Annotated in this window: 19 protein-coding genes, 1 pseudogene and 1 riboswitch; of the genes and pseudogenes, 8 read left to right on the top strand and 12 right to left on the bottom strand. The window is 70.5% G+C overall.

Annotated elements, in window-relative coordinates:
• Together M8J74_RS40390 and M8J74_RS40395 are read left to right on the top strand one after the other, a co-directional pair.
• Positions 1-282: pseudogene (locus M8J74_RS40390) on the top strand (amino acid transporter); the annotation flags it as partial.
• A gap of 96 nt (positions 283-378) precedes the next feature.
• The gene (locus M8J74_RS40395) at positions 379-897 is read left to right on the top strand and encodes a hypothetical protein (RefSeq protein WP_249841179.1); all 519 of its coding nucleotides are present in this window, start codon (positions 379-381) and stop codon (positions 895-897) included.
• Here the strand turns inward: M8J74_RS40395 and M8J74_RS40400 are convergent.
• Positions 875-1,477, bottom strand: a complete 603-nt coding sequence (locus tag M8J74_RS40400) for a DUF1707 SHOCT-like domain-containing protein (protein WP_249841180.1) — start codon at positions 1,475-1,477, stop codon at positions 875-877. The two genes, M8J74_RS40395 and M8J74_RS40400, sit on opposite strands and share 23 nt — an antisense overlap.
• 190 nt (positions 1,478-1,667) lie before the next feature.
• Between M8J74_RS40400 and M8J74_RS40405 the strand changes: the two genes are divergently transcribed.
• The 5 genes from M8J74_RS40405 (at position 1,668) to M8J74_RS40425 (ending at position 5,781) form a co-directional block, all read left to right on the top strand.
• On the top strand, positions 1,668-2,063 hold the full coding sequence (locus M8J74_RS40405; protein WP_058926613.1) for a TOBE domain-containing protein: 396 nt from the start codon (positions 1,668-1,670) through the stop codon (positions 2,061-2,063).
• Between the two features lie 217 nt (positions 2,064-2,280).
• Positions 2,281-3,099, top strand: a complete 819-nt coding sequence (gene modA / locus M8J74_RS40410) for a molybdate ABC transporter substrate-binding protein (RefSeq protein WP_249841181.1) — start codon at positions 2,281-2,283, stop codon at positions 3,097-3,099.
• Positions 3,096-4,052: a molybdate ABC transporter permease subunit gene (modB, locus tag M8J74_RS40415; protein ID WP_249841182.1), complete on the top strand. Its 957-nt coding sequence runs from the start codon at positions 3,096-3,098 to the stop codon at positions 4,050-4,052. Before modA ends, modB begins: the two co-directional genes overlap by 4 nt.
• The gene (locus tag M8J74_RS40420; protein WP_249841183.1) at positions 4,049-5,335 is read left to right on the top strand and encodes an ABC transporter ATP-binding protein; all 1,287 of its coding nucleotides are present in this window, start codon (positions 4,049-4,051) and stop codon (positions 5,333-5,335) included. The genes modB and M8J74_RS40420 overlap by 4 nt, the downstream gene beginning before the upstream one ends.
• A 26-nt stretch (positions 5,336-5,361) precedes the next feature.
• Positions 5,362-5,781 carry a TOBE domain-containing protein gene (locus tag M8J74_RS40425; protein WP_249841184.1) on the top strand — a complete coding sequence of 140 codons (420 nt, stop codon included), beginning with the start codon at positions 5,362-5,364 and terminating at the stop codon, positions 5,779-5,781.
• 75 nt (positions 5,782-5,856) lie between these two features.
• Here M8J74_RS40425 and gcvP read toward each other — a convergent pair whose 3' ends face one another.
• Complete coding sequence (gcvP, locus tag M8J74_RS40430; protein WP_249841185.1) at positions 5,857-8,742, bottom strand: aminomethyl-transferring glycine dehydrogenase; 2,886 nt, start codon at positions 8,740-8,742, stop codon at positions 5,857-5,859.
• Positions 8,743-8,918: 176 nt separating this feature from the next.
• Positions 8,919-9,014, bottom strand: a riboswitch (glycine riboswitch).
• A gap of 112 nt (positions 9,015-9,126) precedes the next feature.
• Here gcvP and M8J74_RS45110 point away from each other — a divergent pair.
• Positions 9,127-9,504, top strand: coding sequence for a PRC-barrel domain-containing protein (locus M8J74_RS45110; protein WP_058926609.1), 378 nt, complete (start codon positions 9,127-9,129; stop codon positions 9,502-9,504).
• A gap of 18 nt (positions 9,505-9,522) precedes the next feature.
• Here M8J74_RS45110 and M8J74_RS40440 read toward each other — a convergent pair whose 3' ends face one another.
• The 10 genes from M8J74_RS40440 to clsA all read right to left on the bottom strand — a co-directional run bounded on the left by M8J74_RS40440 (position 9,523) and on the right by clsA (position 19,632).
• Positions 9,523-10,896: a DNA polymerase IV gene (locus M8J74_RS40440; RefSeq protein WP_249841186.1), complete on the bottom strand. Its 1,374-nt coding sequence runs from the start codon at positions 10,894-10,896 to the stop codon at positions 9,523-9,525.
• Between the two features lie 68 nt (positions 10,897-10,964).
• Positions 10,965-11,648, bottom strand: coding sequence for a MerR family transcriptional regulator (locus M8J74_RS40445; protein ID WP_249841187.1), 684 nt, complete (start codon positions 11,646-11,648; stop codon positions 10,965-10,967).
• Positions 11,649-11,910: 262 nt separating this feature from the next.
• Complete coding sequence (locus M8J74_RS40450) at positions 11,911-12,384, bottom strand: bifunctional nuclease family protein (RefSeq protein WP_004002801.1); 474 nt, start codon at positions 12,382-12,384, stop codon at positions 11,911-11,913.
• An 85-nt stretch (positions 12,385-12,469) separates the two neighbouring features.
• Complete coding sequence (gene ftsR, locus M8J74_RS40455) at positions 12,470-13,207, bottom strand: transcriptional regulator FtsR (protein WP_058926606.1); 738 nt, start codon at positions 13,205-13,207, stop codon at positions 12,470-12,472.
• Positions 13,208-13,247: 40 nt separating this feature from the next.
• On the bottom strand, positions 13,248-14,153 hold the full coding sequence (locus M8J74_RS40460; RefSeq protein ID WP_079078211.1) for a zinc-ribbon and FHA domain-containing protein: 906 nt from the start codon (positions 14,151-14,153) through the stop codon (positions 13,248-13,250).
• A gap of 61 nt (positions 14,154-14,214) precedes the next feature.
• Positions 14,215-15,066, bottom strand: a complete 852-nt coding sequence (locus M8J74_RS40465) for a DUF881 domain-containing protein (protein ID WP_058926604.1) — start codon at positions 15,064-15,066, stop codon at positions 14,215-14,217.
• Positions 15,067-15,071: 5 nt separating this feature from the next.
• Entirely contained in the window at positions 15,072-15,404 is a 333-nt protein-coding gene (locus tag M8J74_RS40470; protein ID WP_003988855.1) for a small basic family protein, read from the bottom strand.
• A complete protein-coding gene (locus tag M8J74_RS40475) occupies positions 15,401-16,306 on the bottom strand; it encodes a DUF881 domain-containing protein (RefSeq protein ID WP_249841188.1) in 906 nt (301 codons plus the stop codon). The genes M8J74_RS40470 and M8J74_RS40475 overlap by 4 nt, the downstream gene beginning before the upstream one ends.
• Positions 16,307-16,413: 107 nt before the next feature.
• Complete coding sequence (locus tag M8J74_RS40480; RefSeq protein WP_249841189.1) at positions 16,414-18,909, bottom strand: mannose-1-phosphate guanyltransferase; 2,496 nt, start codon at positions 18,907-18,909, stop codon at positions 16,414-16,416.
• A gap of 114 nt (positions 18,910-19,023) precedes the next feature.
• The gene (gene clsA / locus M8J74_RS40485; RefSeq protein ID WP_249841190.1) at positions 19,024-19,632 is read right to left on the bottom strand and encodes a cardiolipin synthase ClsA; all 609 of its coding nucleotides are present in this window, start codon (positions 19,630-19,632) and stop codon (positions 19,024-19,026) included.
• Between the last annotated feature and the right edge of the window lie 133 nt (positions 19,633-19,765).

A 19,765-nucleotide genomic window follows, 5' to 3' on the forward strand; every position in this document is an offset into this window, starting at 1 on the left:
GCCGGCCTCACCGTGCGCGGCGAGGTCCTGCACAACCGCTACCGCGTGCTGACCCTGGAGTCCTCCTCCATTCCCAACGCCCTGGCCGCCCTCCTCCTCCACGTCCGTGACACCACCGGCTGCATCCCGCACATCTACTTCGAGTGGACCGAGGGCACCCCCTTCGCGAACTTCCTGCGGTTCTTCCTCTTCGGCCAGGGCGAGGTCGCCCCGGTCACCCGGGAGGTACTGCGCGAGGCGGAGCCGGACCGCGCCCGCCGGCCCCGCGTCCACACCGGCTGACGTACGCGTCAAGATCGAGTCAAGACCGCACCTTCGGCCGTCAGGACCCCGTCAAGGCCCGTCGTCATCGCTCGCGCCCCGGCCTACGGTCATTCCATGCGAGGCAGCGGGCCGTCGAGCCCGGCCGGCGACCGCCACTGGCGTGGCAGTGCACGGCTGGCCGGGGGCTGCGCGCTCGTCTTCTGCGCCATGACCGAACTGGTCGACTGGGACGCCCGGACCCTGACCCCGCTGCGCGCCCTGGTCTGGCTCGCCCTCTCCCTCGCGGTCTTCATCGTCCTGCTTCCGCCGCAGGTCACCGCCGACGCGGGCCGCCTCACGGCACGCAGCCCCCTGCATCGGCGGACGATCCACACGGACGCCCTGGTGGCGGTGACGCAGTACGGCGGCGTCTCCTCCCACCTGGTGCTCCGCGACATCCACGGCAACCGCCTGGAACTCGACCCCCGGATCCTGATCGCCAACCCCGTGCTGTGGCACGAACTGGACACGGGAGCACGCCGCTCGCTCGAACGGGGCACCCTGCACCAGGGCTTCGACGTCCTGCGGCGCCTCGGCCACCGCATCGACGACGAGACCGCACGCGCGGTCCTCAGGGAGTCGGGGCTCTCCTGATCCGCCGACGCCGCGGACGCACCACCACCCGGCCGAAGCTCAGCCGGCCCTGTATCTCGACGCGCAGCACGACGGGGACACCCGAGCCGTCCCCCGGACGGGCCTTGCTCTCGGCGAACTGAAGCGTCAGCGCGTCCGTGTCCACGACGATCCCCGGGCGGGTCAGCAGCTTCAGCGTGCCGCCGCGCATGTCGAGCCGTATGCGCAGGGTGTCGTGCGTGATCACCGCGTCGTCGAGGTCGAGGGTCACATCACCCCACTCGGAGTCGATCTCCAGTTGCCGGGGAACCATCCAGCCCTCGCCCCGCAGCGTGGACGCCCCCCGCTGCTCGATACGGATGACGTCGTGCGCCCCGAGGGTGCCGCCGCCGCCCGGCACCGGCAGATCGGCCGTCAGGGTGTCGAGCTCCTTCAGCGTGCGGGCGGTCAGCGCGGCCTCCACGCGTTCGTCGAGCTCGTCCACGGTCAGCCTGCCGTCCCCGGCCGCCGTCCGCAGGACGTCCACGACCCGGTCCCGGTCCGCGTGCGAGGCCCTCAGCGCGACGGAGACGCCACCCCTCGATGCCGGCTCAATGGACATACGCCCCCCGATCCCGCCCACCATTCCGAAGGCCGCCACTGCACCGGCGGACCACCCTGACGGAATTAACGCTATATCGCGTTACAGCTCGGGTTCAAGCCTTTTCTCACTGAGACCCCCAAACGGCTTACCCACCCAGACCCCCTCCCGGCTTTCCGCCCGGCTCCGCTCTCCGCCCTATCGTGACCGCATGCAGAGCTACACGATCGGCCAGGCAGCGCGGCTGCTCGGCGTCAGCCCGGACACCGCACGCCGCTGGGCCGACGCCGGCCGGGTCGCGACCCACCGCGACGAGGGCGGACGCCGCCTCATCGACGGCCGGGCACTGGCGGCCTTCTCCGTCGAACTCGCCAAGGCCGGCAGCGCCGAGGACGAGGCCCCGTACACCTCGGTCCGCAACGCCTTCCCCGGGATCGTCACCGCGATCAAGCTCGGGGACGTCGCCGCCCAGGTCGAGATCCAGGCCGGCCCGCACCGCCTGGTCTCCCTCCTGACCCGCGAGGCGGTGGAGGAACTGGGCCTGGAGGTCGGCATGGAGGCGACGGCCCGCGTGAAGTCGACGAACGTCCACATCGACCGCACCTGACCCCTCCGCGCGCGAGTGGGCCGGAATGCCCGTCCACCCCCTCCGCCCCGCCCGTCCCGTATGAACGCACATGCGCGCCCCCTGCGCGCATTGGGCCCGCTCATGCAAAGCCACAGGAGACTTACACCTCGCATATGCGTCAGTATGATCGACACATGGGAGGGGCCCGGCAGGCTCGGGCTCCTCCACGGAGGCAACCAAGGGAGTGGACCCCGTGATGACCCGTTCCGTGCGCAGGCCCCGCCGCACCCTGCAGGCGGCCGGCGCTGGAGCCGCCGCGCTGCTGGCCCTGACCGCGTGCTCGTCCTCCGACTCGAACGACACGAAGGCCGCGTCCTCGCCGTCCTCGTCGGGAAAGCTGTCCGGCACGGTCACCGTCTTCGCCGCCGCCTCCCTCCAGGAGAGCTTCACGACCCTGGGCAAGGAGTTCGAGAAGGAGCACCCCGGCACGAAGGTCACCTTCAACTTCGGCGGCAGCGACACCCTCGCGGCGAGCATCACCGGCGGCGCCCCGGCCGACGTCTTCGCGGCCGCCAGCCCCAAGACGATGGCGATCGTGACCGGCGAGAAGGACGCGGTCGGCACCCCGGCCACCTTCGTCCGCAACCAGCTGGAGATCGCCACCCTGCCGGGCAACCCCGACAAGGTCTCCTCCCTGAAGGACCTCACCAGGTCGGGCCTCAAGGTCGTCCTGTGCGACAAGACGGTCCCCTGCGGCGCCGCGGCTCAGAAGGCCCTCGACGCGAGCAAGCTGAAGCTGACCCCGGTCTCCTACGAGCAGGACGTCAAGAGCGCCCTGACGAAGGTCGAGCTGAAGGAGGCCGACGCGGCCGTCGTCTACAAGACGGACGTGAAGACCGCCGGTGACAAGGTGGAGGGTGTGGAGTTCCCCGAGTCCGCCGACGCGGTCAACGACTACCCGATCGCCCTGCTCAAGGACGCGCCCAACGCCGCCGCGGCCCGGGCCTTCATCCAGCTGGTGAGGTCCCCGGAGGGCCAGAAGGTCCTGAGCGCCGCAGGGTTCCTCAAGCCATGACCCCCGACGACGAGCCCGACCCCGCGGCCGACACCCTCGAGGGCGGCCCGGGGCCCGGCCGTGTCCGCAAGAGCGGTCCGTCCCGGCGTGAAGGCCCCCGGGACGGGACCCGCTCCGGCCCGCGCAGCTCACGCGGCCTACGCGGCCGGACGTCGTACGGGCCCTACCCGCGAGGCCGCGGAGTCCCGCTGCCCCTCCTGCTCCCCGCTCTCCTCGGGCTGGCCTTCCTGCTCCTGCCGCTGCTCGCCCTCCTCGTCCGGGCCCCCTGGAGCGCCCTCCCGGACCAGTTGACCAGCGCCGAGGTGTGGCAGGCGCTGCGCCTGTCGCTGGTGTGCGCCACGTCCGCGACCCTGGTGTGCCTGGTCCTCGGCGTCCCGCTGGCCTGGCTGCTGGCCCGCACCGACTTTCCCGGGCGCGGTCTGGTACGCGCCCTGGTGACCCTGCCCCTCGTCCTGCCGCCGGTCGTCGGCGGCGTCGCCCTGCTCCTCGCCCTCGGCCGCAACGGCATCGTGGGCCAGTGGCTGGACTCCTGGTTCGGCATCACGCTGCCCTTCACCACGGCCGGCGTCGTGGTCGCCGAGACCTTCGTGGCGCTGCCGTTCCTCGTCATCAGCGTCGAGGGCACCCTGCGCGCGGCGGATCCCCGTTACGAGGAGGCGGCCACCACCCTGGGCGCCTCCCGCTTCACCGCGTTCCGCCGCGTCACGCTCCCCCTCATCGCCCCCGGCATCGCCGCGGGCGCCGTCCTCGCCTGGGCCCGGGCGCTGGGCGAGTTCGGCGCGACGATCACCTTCGCGGGCAACTTCCCCGGCCGCACCCAGACGATGCCCCTGGCGGTGTACCTGGCCCTGCAGAACAACCCGGAGGCGGCCATCGCCCTCAGCCTGGTCCTCCTGACCGTCTCGATCGCGGTACTGGCGGGGCTACGGGACCGCTGGATGACGCCGTCATGACCTACGAAAGCCCACTCGTCCCCGAGAACCCGCCGGACCCGAGGGCCGGCCACCTGATGCGAAACCCCCACCCCGCAGCCGCCGACGGCGCCCAGCCTCCGCCGGGGCCATCCGCACCCGACCCCGAACCCGTCACGGGCGGCGCGGGTGGCACGGGCCGGAACCCCGTCCCGGCCGAGGGCCCGGCAACACGCACACCCGCGCACCCGCACCCGCACCCGCACCCGCACCCGCACCCAACCCTCACCGCCCTGGACGCCCACCTCCAGGTGGCCCGCCCCCACTTCCGCCTGGACATCACCCTCACCGCCGCCCCCGGCGAGGTCCTCGCCCTCCTCGGCCCGAACGGCGCCGGCAAGACGACCGCCCTGCGTGCCCTGGCCGGCCTCACCCCCCTCACCGGCGGCCACCTCCGCCTCGACGGCACCGACCTGACCCGCACGCCCCCCGAGAACCGCCCCGTCGGCGTGGTCTTCCAGGACTACCTGCTCTTCCCCCACCTCACCGCCCTGGACAACGTCGCCTTCGGCCCCCGCTGCCAGGGTGCCTCGAAGGCCGAGTCCCGGGCCCGGGCCACGGAATGGCTGACCCGCATGGGCCTGGCGGACCACCTCACCGCCAGACCCCGCCGCCTCTCCGGCGGCCAGGCCCAGCGCGTCGCCCTCGCCCGCGCCCTCGCCACCGACCCCCGCCTGCTCCTCCTCGACGAACCCCTCGCCGCCCTCGACGCCCGCACCCGCCTCGACGTACGCGCGCAACTGCGCCGCCACCTGGCGGAGTTCGAGGCGGTGGCGGTCCTCGTCACGCACGACCCCCTGGACGCCATGGTGCTCGCCGACCGGCTGGTGGTCGTCGAGCACGGCGAGGTCGTCCAGGAGGGCAGCCCGTCCGACATCGCCCGTCACCCCCGTACCGACTACATCGCCCGGCTGGTCGGCCTGAACCTCTACAAGGGCCGGGCCGAGGGGCACACCGTGCGCCTGGACGCCGGGCCGGCCATCACGACCACCGAGGACCTGTCCGGCCCGGTCTTCGTCGCGTTCCCGCCCAGCGCCGTCACCCTGTTCCGTGACCCGCCCACCGGCTCCAGCGCCCGCAACCACTGGCGCTGCGAGGTGGCCGGTCTGGAGACCCACGGCGACCAGATCCGCGCCGACCTCACGGGCGAACTCCCGCTGGCCGCCGACCTCACCACGGTCGCCGCGGCCGAACTCGACCTGCACCCCGGTTCGGTGGTCTGGGCGACGGTCAAGGCGACGCAGACGCACGCATACCCGGCATGACGGACCTCCGGCCCTAGGGTTTGCCCATGACCCTGAGCATCCGCAACCAGATCCCCGGCACGGTCACCGCCGTCACCCCCGGCGAAGTGATGGCGACCGTCAAGGTGCGCCTCGCCGGCGGCCAGGACATCACCGCGGCGATCACCCGGGAGTCCGTCGAGGACCTCGGCCTCACCGACGGCACCGCCGTCCGCGCCCTGGTGAAGTCCACCGAGATCTCCCTGGCCACCGCCCCGGTCTCGGGCCTGTCCATCCGCAACCAGCTGCCCGGGACGGTCACCGGCCTCGCGACCGGCGGCGCCATGGCCTCCGTCAAGGTGGCCGTCCAGGGCGCCGAACTCACGTCCGCGATCACGGCGGACGCCGTACAGGACCTCGGCCTGGCGGCCGGCACCTCGGTCGTCGCCCTGATCAAGTCGACGGAGATCTCCCTCGCCACCACCTGACGGCCACACCCACGAGGCCCCCGCACATGCGAGAGGGCCCCGCCGGAGCGGGGCCCTCGCTGCGAGCCTGCCGGCTCAGTCCTCGTACGCGTCCAGCGGCGGGCAGGAGCAGACCAGGTTGCGGTCACCGTAGGCCTGGTCGATCCGGCGCACCGGCGGCCAGTACTTGTCGGCGGCCGAGACCCCGGCGGGGAAGACGGCCTCCGCACGCGAGTAGGCGTGCTCCCACTCCCCGCCCAGCGCGGCAGCGGTGTGCGGAGCGCCCCGCAGCGGGTTGTCGTCCGCCGGCCACTCGCCCGCGCCGACCTTCTCGATCTCCGCGCGAATGGCGATCATAGCCTCGCAGAACCGGTCCAGCTCGCCGATGTCCTCGGACTCGGTCGGCTCGATCATCAGCGTGCCGGCCACCGGGAAGGACATCGTCGGCGCGTGGAAGCCGTAGTCGATGAGCCGCTTGGCGACGTCGTCCACGCTCACGCCGGTCGCCTTGGTCAGCGGCCGCAGGTCGATGATGCACTCGTGCGCGACCAGCCCGCCGGGGCCGGTGTAGAGCACCGGGTAGTGGGGTTCGAGCCGCTTGGCGATGTAGTTGGCGGAGAGCACGGCCACCTGCGTGGCCCGCTTCAGCCCCTCGCCGCCCATGAGCCGGACGTAGGCCCACGAGATCGGCAGGATGCCGGCCGAGCCCCAGGGCGCGGCGGAGATCGGGCCGACGCCCGTCTCCGGCCCGGCGGCCGGCTGCATCGGGTGGTTGGGCAGGTACGGCGCCAGGTGGGCGCGCACACCGACCGGGCCGACGCCCGGGCCGCCGCCGCCGTGCGGGATGCAGAAGGTCTTGTGCAGGTTGAGGTGCGAGACGTCGCCGCCGAAGTGGCCCGGCTTGGCGAGCCCGACGAGCGCGTTGAGGTTGGCGCCGTCGACGTACACCTGCCCGCCCGCGTCGTGCACCTGGGCGCAGATGTCCGCGACGTGCTCCTCGAACACGCCGTGCGTCGACGGGTAGGTGATCATCAGCACCGCCAGCTCGTCGCGGTACTGCTCGATCTTCGCCCGCAGGTCCTCGACGTCGATCTCGCCGTCCTCGGCGGTCTTGACGACGACGACCTTCATGCCCGCCATGACGGCGCTGGCCGCGTTCGTCCCGTGCGCGGACGACGGGATCAGGCAGACGGTGCGCTGCTCGTCACCGTTGGCCCGGTGGTAGCCGCGGACGGCGAGCAGGCCGGCCAGCTCGCCCTGCGAGCCGGCGTTGGGCTGGAGCGACACCTTGTCGTACCCGGTGACCTCGGCCAGCCGCTCCTCCAGCTCGCGGATGAGCGTGAGGTAGCCCTGGGCCTGCTCGGCGGGCGCGAAGGGGTGCAGCTGCCCGAACTCGGGCCAGGTGACCGGCTCCATCTCGGTGGTCGCGTTGAGCTTCATGGTGCAGGAGCCCAGCGGGATCATGCCGCGGTCGAGCGCGTAGTCCCGGTCGGCGAGGCGGCGCAGGTAGCGCAGCATCGCGGTCTCGGAGCGGTGCTGGTGGAAGACGGGGTGGGTGAGGATGTCGTCGTCGCGCAGCAGCTCGCCCGGCAGGGCGTCCTCGACGACGGCGTCCAGCGCCTCGATGTCGCCCTTGACGCCGAACGCGCTCCACACGGCGCTCAGCTGGGCCCGGCCGGTGGTCTCGTCGCAGGCGGCGGAGACGTGGTCGGCGTCGACGAGCCGCAGGTTGACGCCGTTCTCCCGCGCGGCGGCGACGATCTCGGCCGCCTGCCCGGGCACGCGCGTGGTCACGGTGTCGAAGTAGGAGCCGTGCACGACCTCCACGCCGCCGGCCCGCAGCCCCTCGGCCAGGACGGACGCGTACCGGTGGGTGCGCCGCGCGATGCCCTTCAGGCCGTCCGGCCCGTGGTAGACGGCGTACATGCCGGCCATGACGGCGAGCAGCACCTGTGCCGTGCAGATGTTGCTGGTGGCCTTCTCCCGGCGGATGTGCTGCTCACGGGTCTGCAGCGCCAGCCGGTAGGCCTTGTGCCCGTCCGCGTCCACGGACACGCCGACGAGCCGCCCGGGCAGGCTGCGCGCGAACTTCTCCTGTACGGCCATGTAGCCGGCGTGCGGCCCGCCGAAGCCCATCGGCACACCGAAGCGCTGCGTGGTGCCGACGGCGATGTCCGCCCCGAGCTCGCCGGGCGACTTCAGCAGGGTCAGCGCGAGAAGGTCGGCGGCCACGGTGACGAGCGCGCCGAGCTCGTGCGCCTGGTCGATGACCCGCTTGATGTCGCGTACGGCACCGGAGGCGCCGGGGTACTGGAGCAGCACGCCGTTGATCTCGCGCGAGGCGATCTCCGCCGGGATGCCGTCGCCGAGGTCGGCGACCACGACCTCCACGCCCGCCGGCTCGGCACGGGTCTCGATGACCGCGATGGTCTGCGGCAGCGTGTCCGCGTCGACGAGGAAGAGCCCCTTCTTGTTCTTCCCCATGCGCCGGGACAGCGCCACGGCCTCGGCGGCCGCCGTCCCCTCGTCGAGCAGGGAGGCACCGGAGGTGGGCAGTCCGGTCAGGTCGGCGACCACGGTCTGGAAGTTCAGCAGGGCCTCCAGGCGGCCCTGCGAGATCTCCGGCTGGTACGGCGTGTAGGCCGTGTACCAGGCGGGGTTCTCCATCACGTTCCGCAGGATCACCGGCGGGGTGAAGGTGCCGTAGTAGCCGAGGCCGATCATGGAGTCGAGGACCTGGTTGCGGTCGGCGAGCGAACGCAGCTCGGCGAGCACCTCGGCCTCGGTCCGCGCGCCCGGCAGATCGAGCGCGTCGGCGTTCTTGATCACGTCCGGTACCGCGGCGGCGGTCAGCTCGTCCAGCGAGCCGTACCCGACCTGCGCGAGCATCTTGGCCCGTGCCTCGTGGTCGGGGCCGATGTGGCGCTGCTCGAAGGGGATTCCCTGTTCGAGCTCGGAGAGCGGAATGCGGTGGGCGGTCATTGCGGAGGCCTCCTGGTCTGACGCGACCTTCGAGGGGCACCACGGCGCGGGTACCCGGACGGCCTCCCCCTCTGTCATCTCAACCTGAGAGCTTCACCGGACCACCCGAGGGCGCCCGGTTTTCACCGTCGGTGAGAGCGGAAGCCGTCGACACCCGCCCTGCTTTCCAGAGTGACCTCGTCCGTGCGGTACGTGAGCCTGAGAGATTCCGGGGAGGATTTGCTCCTTCGGCGCCTCCGGTGTTCTCCGGAGGACTCTCCCGCACGGGGTCAGCAGCCACTGCCAGCCTACCAGCGGGCACGTCACAGATGTTTTCGAGTGGCCGCACGTCCCGTTGTGCTCTTTTGTAGTGCTTAGGACGAGTTGCGAGCAACAGGAGGGCACGTGCAGACCGACATCGATCCGCGCAACCTGATCGGCCGCAAGGCGTTCGACCGCAACGGCACCAAGATCGGTACCGTCGACGAGGTCTACCTCGACGACGCGACCGGCGTGCCGGAGTGGGCGGCGATACGCACCGGCCTGTTCTCCCGCGACGCCTTCGTCCCCCTGGCGCCCAGCGAGCTCGTCGAGGGCACCCTCCACATCCCCTTCGAGCGCTCCCTCATCAAGGACGCCCCGGACTTCGGCGTGGGCCGCCACCTGTCCCCGGAGCAGGAACTGCAGCTCTACCACCACTACGGCCTGGACGTGGCGCCCCCGCCCCCCTTCCCGGACCGCGACTTCGGCAAGCTGGCGGGAACGGAGGACGCGGACGCCTGAAGCCGGCCCCGCGCCCCGTCACGCACCGACTCCCTCCGTGGAGACCCCCGTCGCATCCTCGACCAGCGGCAGCGGATCGGCCGGCTCCAGGTCGGGATCGTCGACCCGGAACGTCCGCACCCGCCCCGGCTCCGACCCGGGCGTCTCGAAACGCACGGTCACCCGGCCCAGCCCGCTCCCCTGCACCCACCCGTGCCCGAACTCGGCGTGCCGCACATCGTGCCCCGCGGGCCACCGCCGCTCGACGACCGCCTGCTGCTCCTCGGCCGGCTCCTCCCGCCGGTCCCCCTCGTCCGTGACCTGCTCGGCCACCCCTTCCCCGGCCGCCTGGGCGAACAGGTCCTCCTGCGTGTAGTCGGCGAGCCCGCTCACCCCGACCCCCAGCAGCCGCACACCCCCGGTCGTGTCCACGGAATCCAGCAAGCGGGCGGCGGCCTCCCGCACCACCGCGGGATCGTCGGTCGGCCCCCGCAGCGTCTCCGACCGGGTCAGCGTGGAGAAGTCGTACCGCCGCACCTTCAGCACGATGGTCCGCCCCGACAGCCCCGCAGCCCGCAGCCGGCGCACACACCGGTCGGCGAGCCGCTGCACCTCCAGCCCCACCCTCAGCCGGTCGTGGATGTCGACGTCGTAGGTGTCCTCGACGGACACCGACTTGGCCTCCCGCTCGGCCACCACGGGCCGGTCGTCGTGGGCCAGCGCCATGGCGTGCAGCGCGTGCCCGTGCGCCTTGCCCAGCAGGCGTACGAGTTCGTCCTCGCCGGCCTCGGCGAGGTCGTCGACCGTGGTGATCCCGGCCCGCCGCAGATGGTCGCCGGTGGCCGGCCCCACCCCCGGCAGGGTCCGCACCGACATCGGCCCGAGCATGGCCCGCTCGGTCCCGGGCTCGATCAGCACCAGCCCGTCCGGCTTGGCCTCCTCGGAGGCGATCTTCGCGAGCATCTTGGACGCCGCGAGCCCCACGGACCCGGTCAGCCCCGTGACGGCCCGTATGTCGGCCCGCAGCCTCTCCCCCACCAGCCGCGCCGACGTCGCGTCCCAGGCCGCCTCACCGGCCTCCAGGTCCACGAACGCCTCGTCCAGGCTCAGCGGCTCCACCAGGGGCGACAGGGCGTGCAGGAGCCTCATGACCTGCTCGCTGATCGCCCGGTAGAACCCGAAGCGCGGCACGAGATACGCGGCGTTCGGCGCCAGCCGCCGCGCCTGGGCCATCGGCATCGCGGACCGCACCCCGAACACCCGCGCCTCGTACGAGGCCGTCGCCACGACCCCGCGGGGTCCCAGTCCGCCGACGACCACGGCCTTCCCGCGCAGACTCGGCTTGGACGCCTGCTCCGCCGAGGCGTAGAAGGCATCCATGTCGAGATGCAGGATCGTGGGCGCGTTTCTCACAGGTCCGATGCTGCCCTACGGCACTGACAATGCCCCCGTACGACGGCCGGACCGCCGTAGCTCCCGCCTCAGACGGCCCGGTTGCGCCGCCGCGCCAGCTCGTCGGCCGGGTTCGGCCCCACCAGGGTCTCGCCGGTGTCGATGCGCTCGCCGTGCAACTGCGACAGCGCGCTCTCCACGTCCCGCCACACCACCCCGACGGCGATCCCGAAGACGCCCTGGCCGCCCTGGAGCAGTGCGTGGACCTCGTCGGGCGAGGTGCACTCGTAGACCGTGGCGCCGTCGCTCATGAGCGTCATGCGCTCCAGGTCACGAAAGCCGCTCTCCCGCAGGTGCTGCACCGCGGTCCGGATGTTCTGCAGCGACACGCCGGTGTCCAGGAAGCGCTTGACGATCTTCAGGACGACGACGTCCCGGAAGCTGTAGAGGCGCTGCGTCCCCGACCCGTACGCGGGCCGCACGCTCGGCTCGACGAGCCCGGTGCGCGCCCAGTAGTCCAGTTGCCGGTAGGTGATGCCGGCGGCCGCGCAGGCCGTGGGCCCCCGGTAGCCGATCTCCTCGGACGCCATCGACGCCGCCCCTCCGCTGCTCGGCACGGCCGCAGGTCGCTGCGGGACGTGATCGGCCGCGTTGCTCTGATGGGGGTCCCCCCAACTCGAACGCAGTTGAGAGCTTGGGGGAGGGTACGGTCCGCTGTCCCCGAGACCTCGTCCGGGGGCACCCCCAGCCGTACCGTCGCCGCTGCTTCTCACGCCGACCTCCGTCCTTGACCTGCCTCCTCGACGGTAGGCAGCCACCAGGGGTGCGTCAACGACCGCCACACTCGGCACGCCGAGTGATAATCACCCTGAGAGTGGTTTCCCGTGCCCCACCGCGGGGAAAGGCTAGCCGAATGCGCTCGACGCAAGCCGCAGGACGCTCGCACGGGCCGCCGGCAAATGCGGGCATTTGAGCCGTGATCGCCTGCGAACCGGCCGCGCACGGAACACCGGGGTCCGCCGGGCCGGTTCCGGCTCACTGGCTGCTGGTGCCGAAGTCCTCCGGCGAGATCTGGTCGAGGAACTCGCGGAACTTCTCCACCTCGTCCTCCTGCTCGTCCGGGATCGCGATGCCCGCGTCGTCGAGCACGCCGTCACTGCCGTAGATCGGCGTTCCGGTGCGCAGCGCCAGCGCTATGGCATCCGACGGACGGGCGCTCACCTCGACTCCGCTGGCGAACACCAGCTCCGCGTAGAAGACGCCCTCACGCAGGTCCGTGATGCGCACTTCGGTGAGCTCCTGGCCTACGGCCTCCAGCACGTCCTTGAACAGGTCGTGCGTCAGCGGCCTGGCGGGGGCCATGCCCTGCTGGGCGAAGGCGATCGCCGTCGCCTCCCCCGGCCCGATCCAGATGGGGAGGTAGCGGTCGCCTCCCACTTCACGCAGGAGCACGATCGGTTGGTTGGAGGGCATTTCGACCCGGACACCTACGACATCGAGCTCGTTCACACAGCAACCCTAGGACGTGCCCGGGACGTTTGGGTAGTCGGGCAGGAAACGGGGGGACGATCCGGCCTCGCGACGCGCGCCGGGTTCAGGGCAGTCGCACGCCGAGCGCGGTCTGCACGAGAGCCGCGTGCAGCTTCACCGTGAGCGCCGCGAGCTCCTTCGTACGGGCCTCCGCGTGGGCCCTGGTCTGCGGATTGCGGTGCCGCTTCAGCGGGGCCACCACCTGGTCCACGAGCCCCGCCTCGCGGTCGGCGGCGGCCTTCATGGCCCTCAGGTGCCGCGGCTCGATGCCGAACCGCCCCAGTTCCAGGACGAGCGAGGCGACGGTGACCGCCTCCGCGTCGTAGGCCCCGTCCGGCATCGCGGTGAGCAGCCCGTACGACTCCCACTCCTTGAGCTGCTCCTCGCCGATCTCGGCGGCGGCGAGCAGCTCGTCCCGTCCGATCCGGGCGGCCGTCGGCCCCTCCAGGGGCTCCAGGAGGGCCTCACCCTCCCGCTGGCGGCCCACCGCGGGCAGCGCCACGGCCTCTCCCCGCTCCATGGCGTCCAAGTGCTCCCGGATGACCTTGAGCGGCAGGTAGTGATCGCGCTGCATCCGCAGCACGTGACCGAGGCGCTCGACGTCGCCCACGGTGAACTTGCGATACCCGGACGGGGTTCGCTGGGGCTCGATGAGCCCTTCCGACTCCAGGAAGCGAATCTTGGAGATGGTGACTTCGGGAAACTCCTCGCGCAGCACGTTCAGCACTGTGCCGATGCTCATCAGACCACGGTCCGTGGCGGCGGTGCCGTGGCCGGCACCACCGCTCGGTGTTTGCAGCATGGACATTCCCTGGGGTCCCCCGGACGGAGTCCGGGAGTGGTCAGTAGCCCTGCTGGCTCGCGTAGAAGACCAGCCGGTACTTGCCGATCTGCACCTCGTCGCCGTTGTTCAGGGCGACCTGGTCGATCCGCTCTCGGTTGACGTACGTGCCGTTGAGGCTGCCCACGTCGGCCACCGTGAACGTGCCGTCCGCGCCGCGGCGGAACTCCACGTGACGACGCGAGACCGTCACGTCGTCGAGGAAGATGTCGCTCTGCGGATGGCGGCCCGCCGTCGTCAGGTCACCGTCCAGGAGGAAGCGGCTGCCCGAGTTCGGACCGCGGCGCACCACCAGCAGGGCGGAACCCAGCGGCAGCGCGTCCACGGCCGCCTGCGCCTCGGGAGAGAGCGCCGGCAGCTGCGTCTGTCCGGTCACCTCGGCGTCGTAGGCCTCGATACCGGAGATGGAGATCGTGGAGGTCGTCTCGGACGGCCGCTCGGCCGCGGCTCCACCGCGCAGCGGGGCACCGCAGTTGGAGCAGAAGCGGCTGTTCTCCGCGTTGCGGTTACCGCACCTCGTACACACCAGGGCCGACATAGGGGAAAACCCTCCACCCGTACTTGAGGTTGACGGTTGCCCGAAACCTATGCCGCCGGACTGCGCAGGGTCAACCGACGGCGCGCCCTGACCTCCGGAAATGTCACCGCCCGGCCCAGCGACCTGGTCCCGGAAGAGGGGACGCTGGCCTTCCGCGTCGGGCTGTGCGCGATGACGAGCAGTGGCATTGTCGCTGCCCTCTCGCGCGCTCTTGCCGAACAACTTCGCAAACAACTTCACGGGCGATTCCCCTTGACCGAAACAGACCCGCCCGTGGGGCAGGACGAACCCTGACTCAATACGCCGGCCGACCCGGACATCCTCACAACGTCCGTATCCACCAGACAGTTTCCACCACGCACCACCCAATCGGTGCGCCGACCCCCCGCAACCTGATGCCCCTGCCGGTCGCCCCCCATGCACCGCCGGTTCACTGGGAGGACGACCGAGCGTAGTCAGGCCGCTTCGCCGCTCGCAAGGCGTCCACGACGATCTTGTTCGATCGCTCGACAGTGACGGTGGCCTGCTCCTTCTCGAGAGTCTGCACCACGCCTCCAGGGATGTTGAGCGCCGGCTCGAGGTCCTCCGGCTTGCCGATGACCTTGAAACGATAGGGCGCGTTGATCTTGTTCCCGTCGACGCTCACGCTCTTGCCGGAGTCCGAGAGATAGGTGCTGGCCACGACGCGTACGCCGTTCACCTGGATCGCCTCCGCCCCGGCCGCGCGCAGCTCCTGGACCGCGTCGAGCAGCATGTCCGCCTGAACCGTCCCCTTCGTGTCGTCGATCGTCATCGTGATGCCGGGCCCCTGCGCCGCCACCGTGCCCGCCAGAATGCCGAGTTGCCTCTCCTTCTCGACCGTCTGCTTGCGGGCCTCCTCGGCCTGGTCGGAGCTGTTCTCCAACTCGTCGCGCTGTTTCTGCAGCCCCTGCTTCTCGTCCTCAAGACGTTGAGTACGGTCGTCGAGTTCATCGAGGATGCGAACAAGATCCTCCTGCCGCGCTCCGCGCAGCGCGCTGTCACTGTCGCTGTTCGACGCCACCTGCACGGCGAGGCCGAAGCCGAGGCCGAACAGCAGCACCGCGACGATCAGTTGGGCACGGCTCACCCTCGGCGGCCACAGCCCCTGCACCAGCCGCTGCCGGCCGGTCAGGCGGGCCTTCTCCTCGGGCGTCTCCGCCGGCGCCTCGGGGGCCGTCGCGGGCACCTCTTCGGGCAGCTCCTTGCGCAGCCTGTTCCCGGGCTCGTTCTTCTCGCCCTTCTCGTCCTTCTCGTCGCTCATCGGCCTCACGCCCGGAACACGTGCCGGCGGATCGCCGCGGCGTTCGAGAAGATGCGGATCCCGAGCACCACGACGACGCCGGTGGACAGCTGGGCTCCGACGCCCAACTTGTCGCCCAGGAACACGATCAGCGCGGCCACGACCACGTTGGACAGGAACGACACGACGAAGACCTTGTCGTCGAAGATGCCGTCCAGCATGGCCCGCAGCCCGCCGAAGACGGCGTCGAGCGCCGCGACGACGGCGATCGGCAGATAAGGCTCGACGACTGCCGGAACCTCAGGCCGGACCAACAATCCGGCCACGACTCCCACGACGAGGCCCAGTACGGCGATCACGATGTGCCCTTCTCCGTCTTCTCGTTCTTCGGCTGTGCTGTACGTACGATCACACTCGGCGCGGCGGGCAGCCGAAGATCGCCCTGCACCGAGATGCTGGTCCTGATGCCGTAGTTCTCCTGCAGGGCGTGCAGGTACAACCCGTCGGCGCTGTTCTGGAACCTGGTGCTCAGCTGTTTCCCGTTGCCCACGGCCAGCACGGTATAGGGCGGCACCAGCGGCCTGTTGTCGACCAGTATCGCGTCACCCGCGGCCCTGATCGCCGACAGCGCGGTCAGCCGCTGCCCGTTGATGGAGACGGCCTCCGCCCCCGACTCCCACAGACCGTTCACCACGCGCTGCATGTCCCGGTCGCGGACCCGGCCGGTGTCGGAGAAGTCCGAGGTCTCTCGCGGGTTGCCGTTGCCCCCGGAGGTCGCTTCCTTGGCGTCGTTCACGACCAGCCGCACACCGGGTCCGTGCACCTCGACGGCGCCCGAGAGCAGGCCCACCAGTTCCGCCTGGTCGTCGCCACCGCTCTTCTTCAGCGCTTCCCGCTGCCGGGCGTTCACGTCGTCGCGCAACGTGTCGACGGAGTGCTCCAGCTTGTCCGCGGTCGCCGTCTCACGGTCGATGCGGTCGATCAGTTCCTCGCGCTCCTTGGCGACGACGGGAGCCGCCACCCGCGCCTGCGCCGCCCCCACCGTCACGACCAGCGCCGCGAGGACCAGCCCGGCGGCGAGGCCGAGTCTGGCCCGCAGCGTCCTGGGCATACCGCCGGCGCCCGCGGCCTTCTTCCGGGCGGCCGCCTCGGCGTAGCCGTCGTCGAGGCTGTGGTCCATGACGTTGGTGAGGAGGAACATGGACGCGTCCGGCCGCGAAGGGCGCGTCGGTGTGCTCCGAATGGGGGGCTGCTGCGGCATGCCGCACATCGTCGCACGTTGCGGCCACTACCTCCGAATGGCCCCACCGGCGTGCCGGACAGGCCCCCTTGGGGACACTTGTCCGGCACGCACGCGTGCAGCGTTTTTCAGCGTCCGGCGCTGTCCACGACCGCCGCCCACTCGTCGAGCAGGGCCTGCGCGGAGGCGTCGTCCGGGCCTTCCGCCCACAGATGGGTGACGGCCTCGGCCGGGTCGGGCAGCACCATCACCCAGCGGCCGTCGGTCTCGACGACCCGCACGCCGTCCGTGGTGTCCACGAAGCGGTCTCCGGCCTCCTCGACGACCCGCCGCATCACCAGTCCCTTGACGGCCCACGGAGTCGCCAGGTCGCGCTTGAGGACGTGCGCACGCGGGATCCGCGCGTCGATCTGGCTCAGCGTGAGCTGCGTCCGCGCCACCAGGCCGATCAGCCGTACGAAGGCTGCCGTGCCGTCGAAGACGCTGCTGAACTCCGGAACGATGAATCCGCCCTTGCCGTCACCGCCGAAGATGGTCGTGTCGTCGCCCCCGACCCGGGTGAGGTCGTCGGGCGAGGTCGTCGTCCACTCCACCTGGGTCCCGTGGTACGCCGCCACCTGCTCGGCGATCCGCGTCGTGGTCACCGGAAGCGCCACCCGCCCGCTGCGCCGCTCGGCGGCGACCAAGTCGAGCAGGACGAGCAGAGCCCGGTCGTCCTCGATGATCCGGCCCTTCTCGTCGACGAGGGAGAGCCGCTCGCCCACCGGGTCGAACCGCACGCCGAACGCCGCACGGGACGAGGCCACGATCTCACCGAGCCGCACCAGCCCGGAGCGCCGCTGGTCGCTGGTCTCCGTGGGCCTGGCCTCGTCGAGACCGGGATTGATGGTCAGCGAGTCCACGCCGAGCTTGCCGAGCAGGCTGGGCAGTACGAGCCCCGCACTGCCGTTGGACGCGTCCACGACGACCTTCAACCCGGACTCTTTGATGCCGGTCGTGTCGACGTTCCGCAGCAGCGACCCCGTGTAGGAGTCGAACACGCTGGCGGGGAAATGCAGGTCGCCGATCTCGCCGGGGAACGCCCGCCGGTACTCCTGACGCGCGAACACGCGGTCCAGCTTGCGCTGGCTGCCCTGCGACAGGTCCGCGCCGTTGCCGTCGAAGAACATGATGTCCACCGAGTCCGGCACTCCGGGCGTGGTCCGGATCATGATGCCGCCGGCACTGCCCCGCGCCGTCTGCTGCCTGGCGACGGGCAGCGGCACGTTCTCCAGGTCGCGAACGTCGATGGCACTGGCCTGCAGCGCCGAGATCACCGCGCGCTTGAGTGCCCGGGCACCACGGGAGTGGTCGCGGGCCGTGGTGACCGTCGAGCCCTTCTTGAGGGTCGTCGCGTAGGCGCCGGCGAGGCGGACGGCGAGCTCGGGAGTGATCTCGACGTTCAGAATGCCCGAGACGCCACGGGCGCCGAACAGGTGCGCCTGGCCCCTGGACTCCCAGATGACCGAGGTGTTGACGAAGGCGCCGGCCTCGATCGTCTTGAACGGGTAGACCCGCACATTGCCCTGCACGATCGATTCTTCACCGATCAGGCACTCGTCACCGATGACGGCGCCGTCCTCGATGCGTGCAGCACGCATGATGTCGGTGTTCTTGCCGACGACACAGCCGCGCAGATTGCTGTGCTGACCCACGTACACGTTGTCGTGCACGACGGCCTTGTGCAGAAAGGCGCCGCTCTTCACGACCACGTTGGAACCGACGACCGTGTGCTCGCGGATTTCCGCGCCGGCTTCGACCTTCGCGTAGTCGCCGATGTACAGGGGCCCACGCAGAACCGCGTCGGGGTGCACCTCGGCACCTTCGGCGACCCAGACGCCCGGGGAGATCTCGAAGCCGTCGATCTCGACGTCGACCTTGCCCTCCAGGACGTCGGCCTGCGCCTTCACATAGCTCTCGTGCGTGCCGACGTCCTCCCAGTAGCCCTCGGCGACATAGCCGTAGATCGGCTTGCCCTCCTTCATCAGCTGCGGGAAGACGTCACCGGACCAGTCGACGGGCACATCGGGGTCGACGTAGTCGAAGACCTCGGGCTCCATCACGTAGATCCCGGTGTTCACGGTGTCGGAGAAGACCTGACCCCAGGTCGGCTTCTCGAGGAAACGCTCGACCTTGCCTTCCTCGTCGACGATCGTGATGCCGAACTCCAAAGGATTGGGCACACGCGTCAGACACACGGTGACGAGCGCGCCCTTTTCCTTATGGAAATTGATCAGCTCGGTGAGGTCGAAGTCGGTCAGCGCATCGCCGGAGATGACAAGAAAGGCATCGTCCTTCAACGCCTCTTCGGCGTTCTTCACGCTCCCGGCGGTACCGAGTGGCTTCTCCTCGTTGGCATAGGAAAGCTCCATGCCGAGCTCTTCACCGTCACCGAAGTAGTTCTTGACCAATGAGGCCAGGAACTGGACGGTTACGACGGTCTCGTTCAACCCATGCCTTTTGAGCAGCCGCAGCACGTGCTCCATGATCGGGCGGTTCGCCACGGGCAGGAGCGGCTTGGGCATACTCGAAGTCATGGGGCGAAGGCGGGTGCCTTCGCCTCCGGCCATCACGACGGCCTTCATGTCGGAAGCGTCCTCCTCAAGAGACGACGGTCTAGCCGACTTCACCCGTCCAGATTCTCCCGCACTTTCCCGGCGGGGGCCATCCAGCCGCTAGGGCGGCAGCAATCAGTGAGTTCAGTCGGCCATGGCGTCCGCACGGACCAGGCGGCGGACTTGTACCACGTAGAGGACTCCTGCCCACCAGTACAGCGTTGTACCCCATCCGGCGAACGCCCATCCGAAAATAGCAGCGAGTGACGGCAGCCAGCCAGTTCCGTCACTGAGCAGGAGCAGCGGGAAGGCGTACATCAGGTTGAAGGTGGCGGCCTTCCCGAGGAAGTTCACCTGCGGCGGCGGATAGCCGTGCCGCCTGAGGATGCCCACCATCACCAGCAGAAGCAGCTCTCGCGCGAGAAGTGCAGCGGTCAACCAGATCGGGAGAATCTCGCGCCAGGTGAGACCGACCAATGTCGAGAGAATGTAGAGCCGGTCGGCCGCGGGGTCCAGGAGCCGGCCAAGGCTGCTGATCTGGTTCCAGCGTCGCGCCAGCTTGCCGTCCAGATAGTCGCTGATGCCGCTCAGAGCGAGCACCAGCAGCGCCCACCCGTCACTCTGCGGGCCTCCGAACTCAGGCCTCAGAATCAGCCACAGGAAGATCGGCACGCCGACGAGACGCGCCATGCTGAGGATGTTGGGGATGGTGAGGACCCGGTTCGTCTGAACACGGGTCTCCTGGACCTCCACCCGGGGGCCTCCTGTGGGAAACGAGCCAACGATGCCCCCTGACCCTACCTCAACGCAAAAAAGCTCTGGCTCTCGGGCTTGATTGCCCAAGAGCCAGAGCTCTAAAAGGAGTTCGGCGGCGTCCTACTCTCCC

It is taken from the genome of Streptomyces panaciradicis (genome assembly GCF_023516615.1).
GTDB lineage: Bacteria > Actinomycetota > Actinomycetes > Streptomycetales > Streptomycetaceae > Streptomyces > Streptomyces panaciradicis.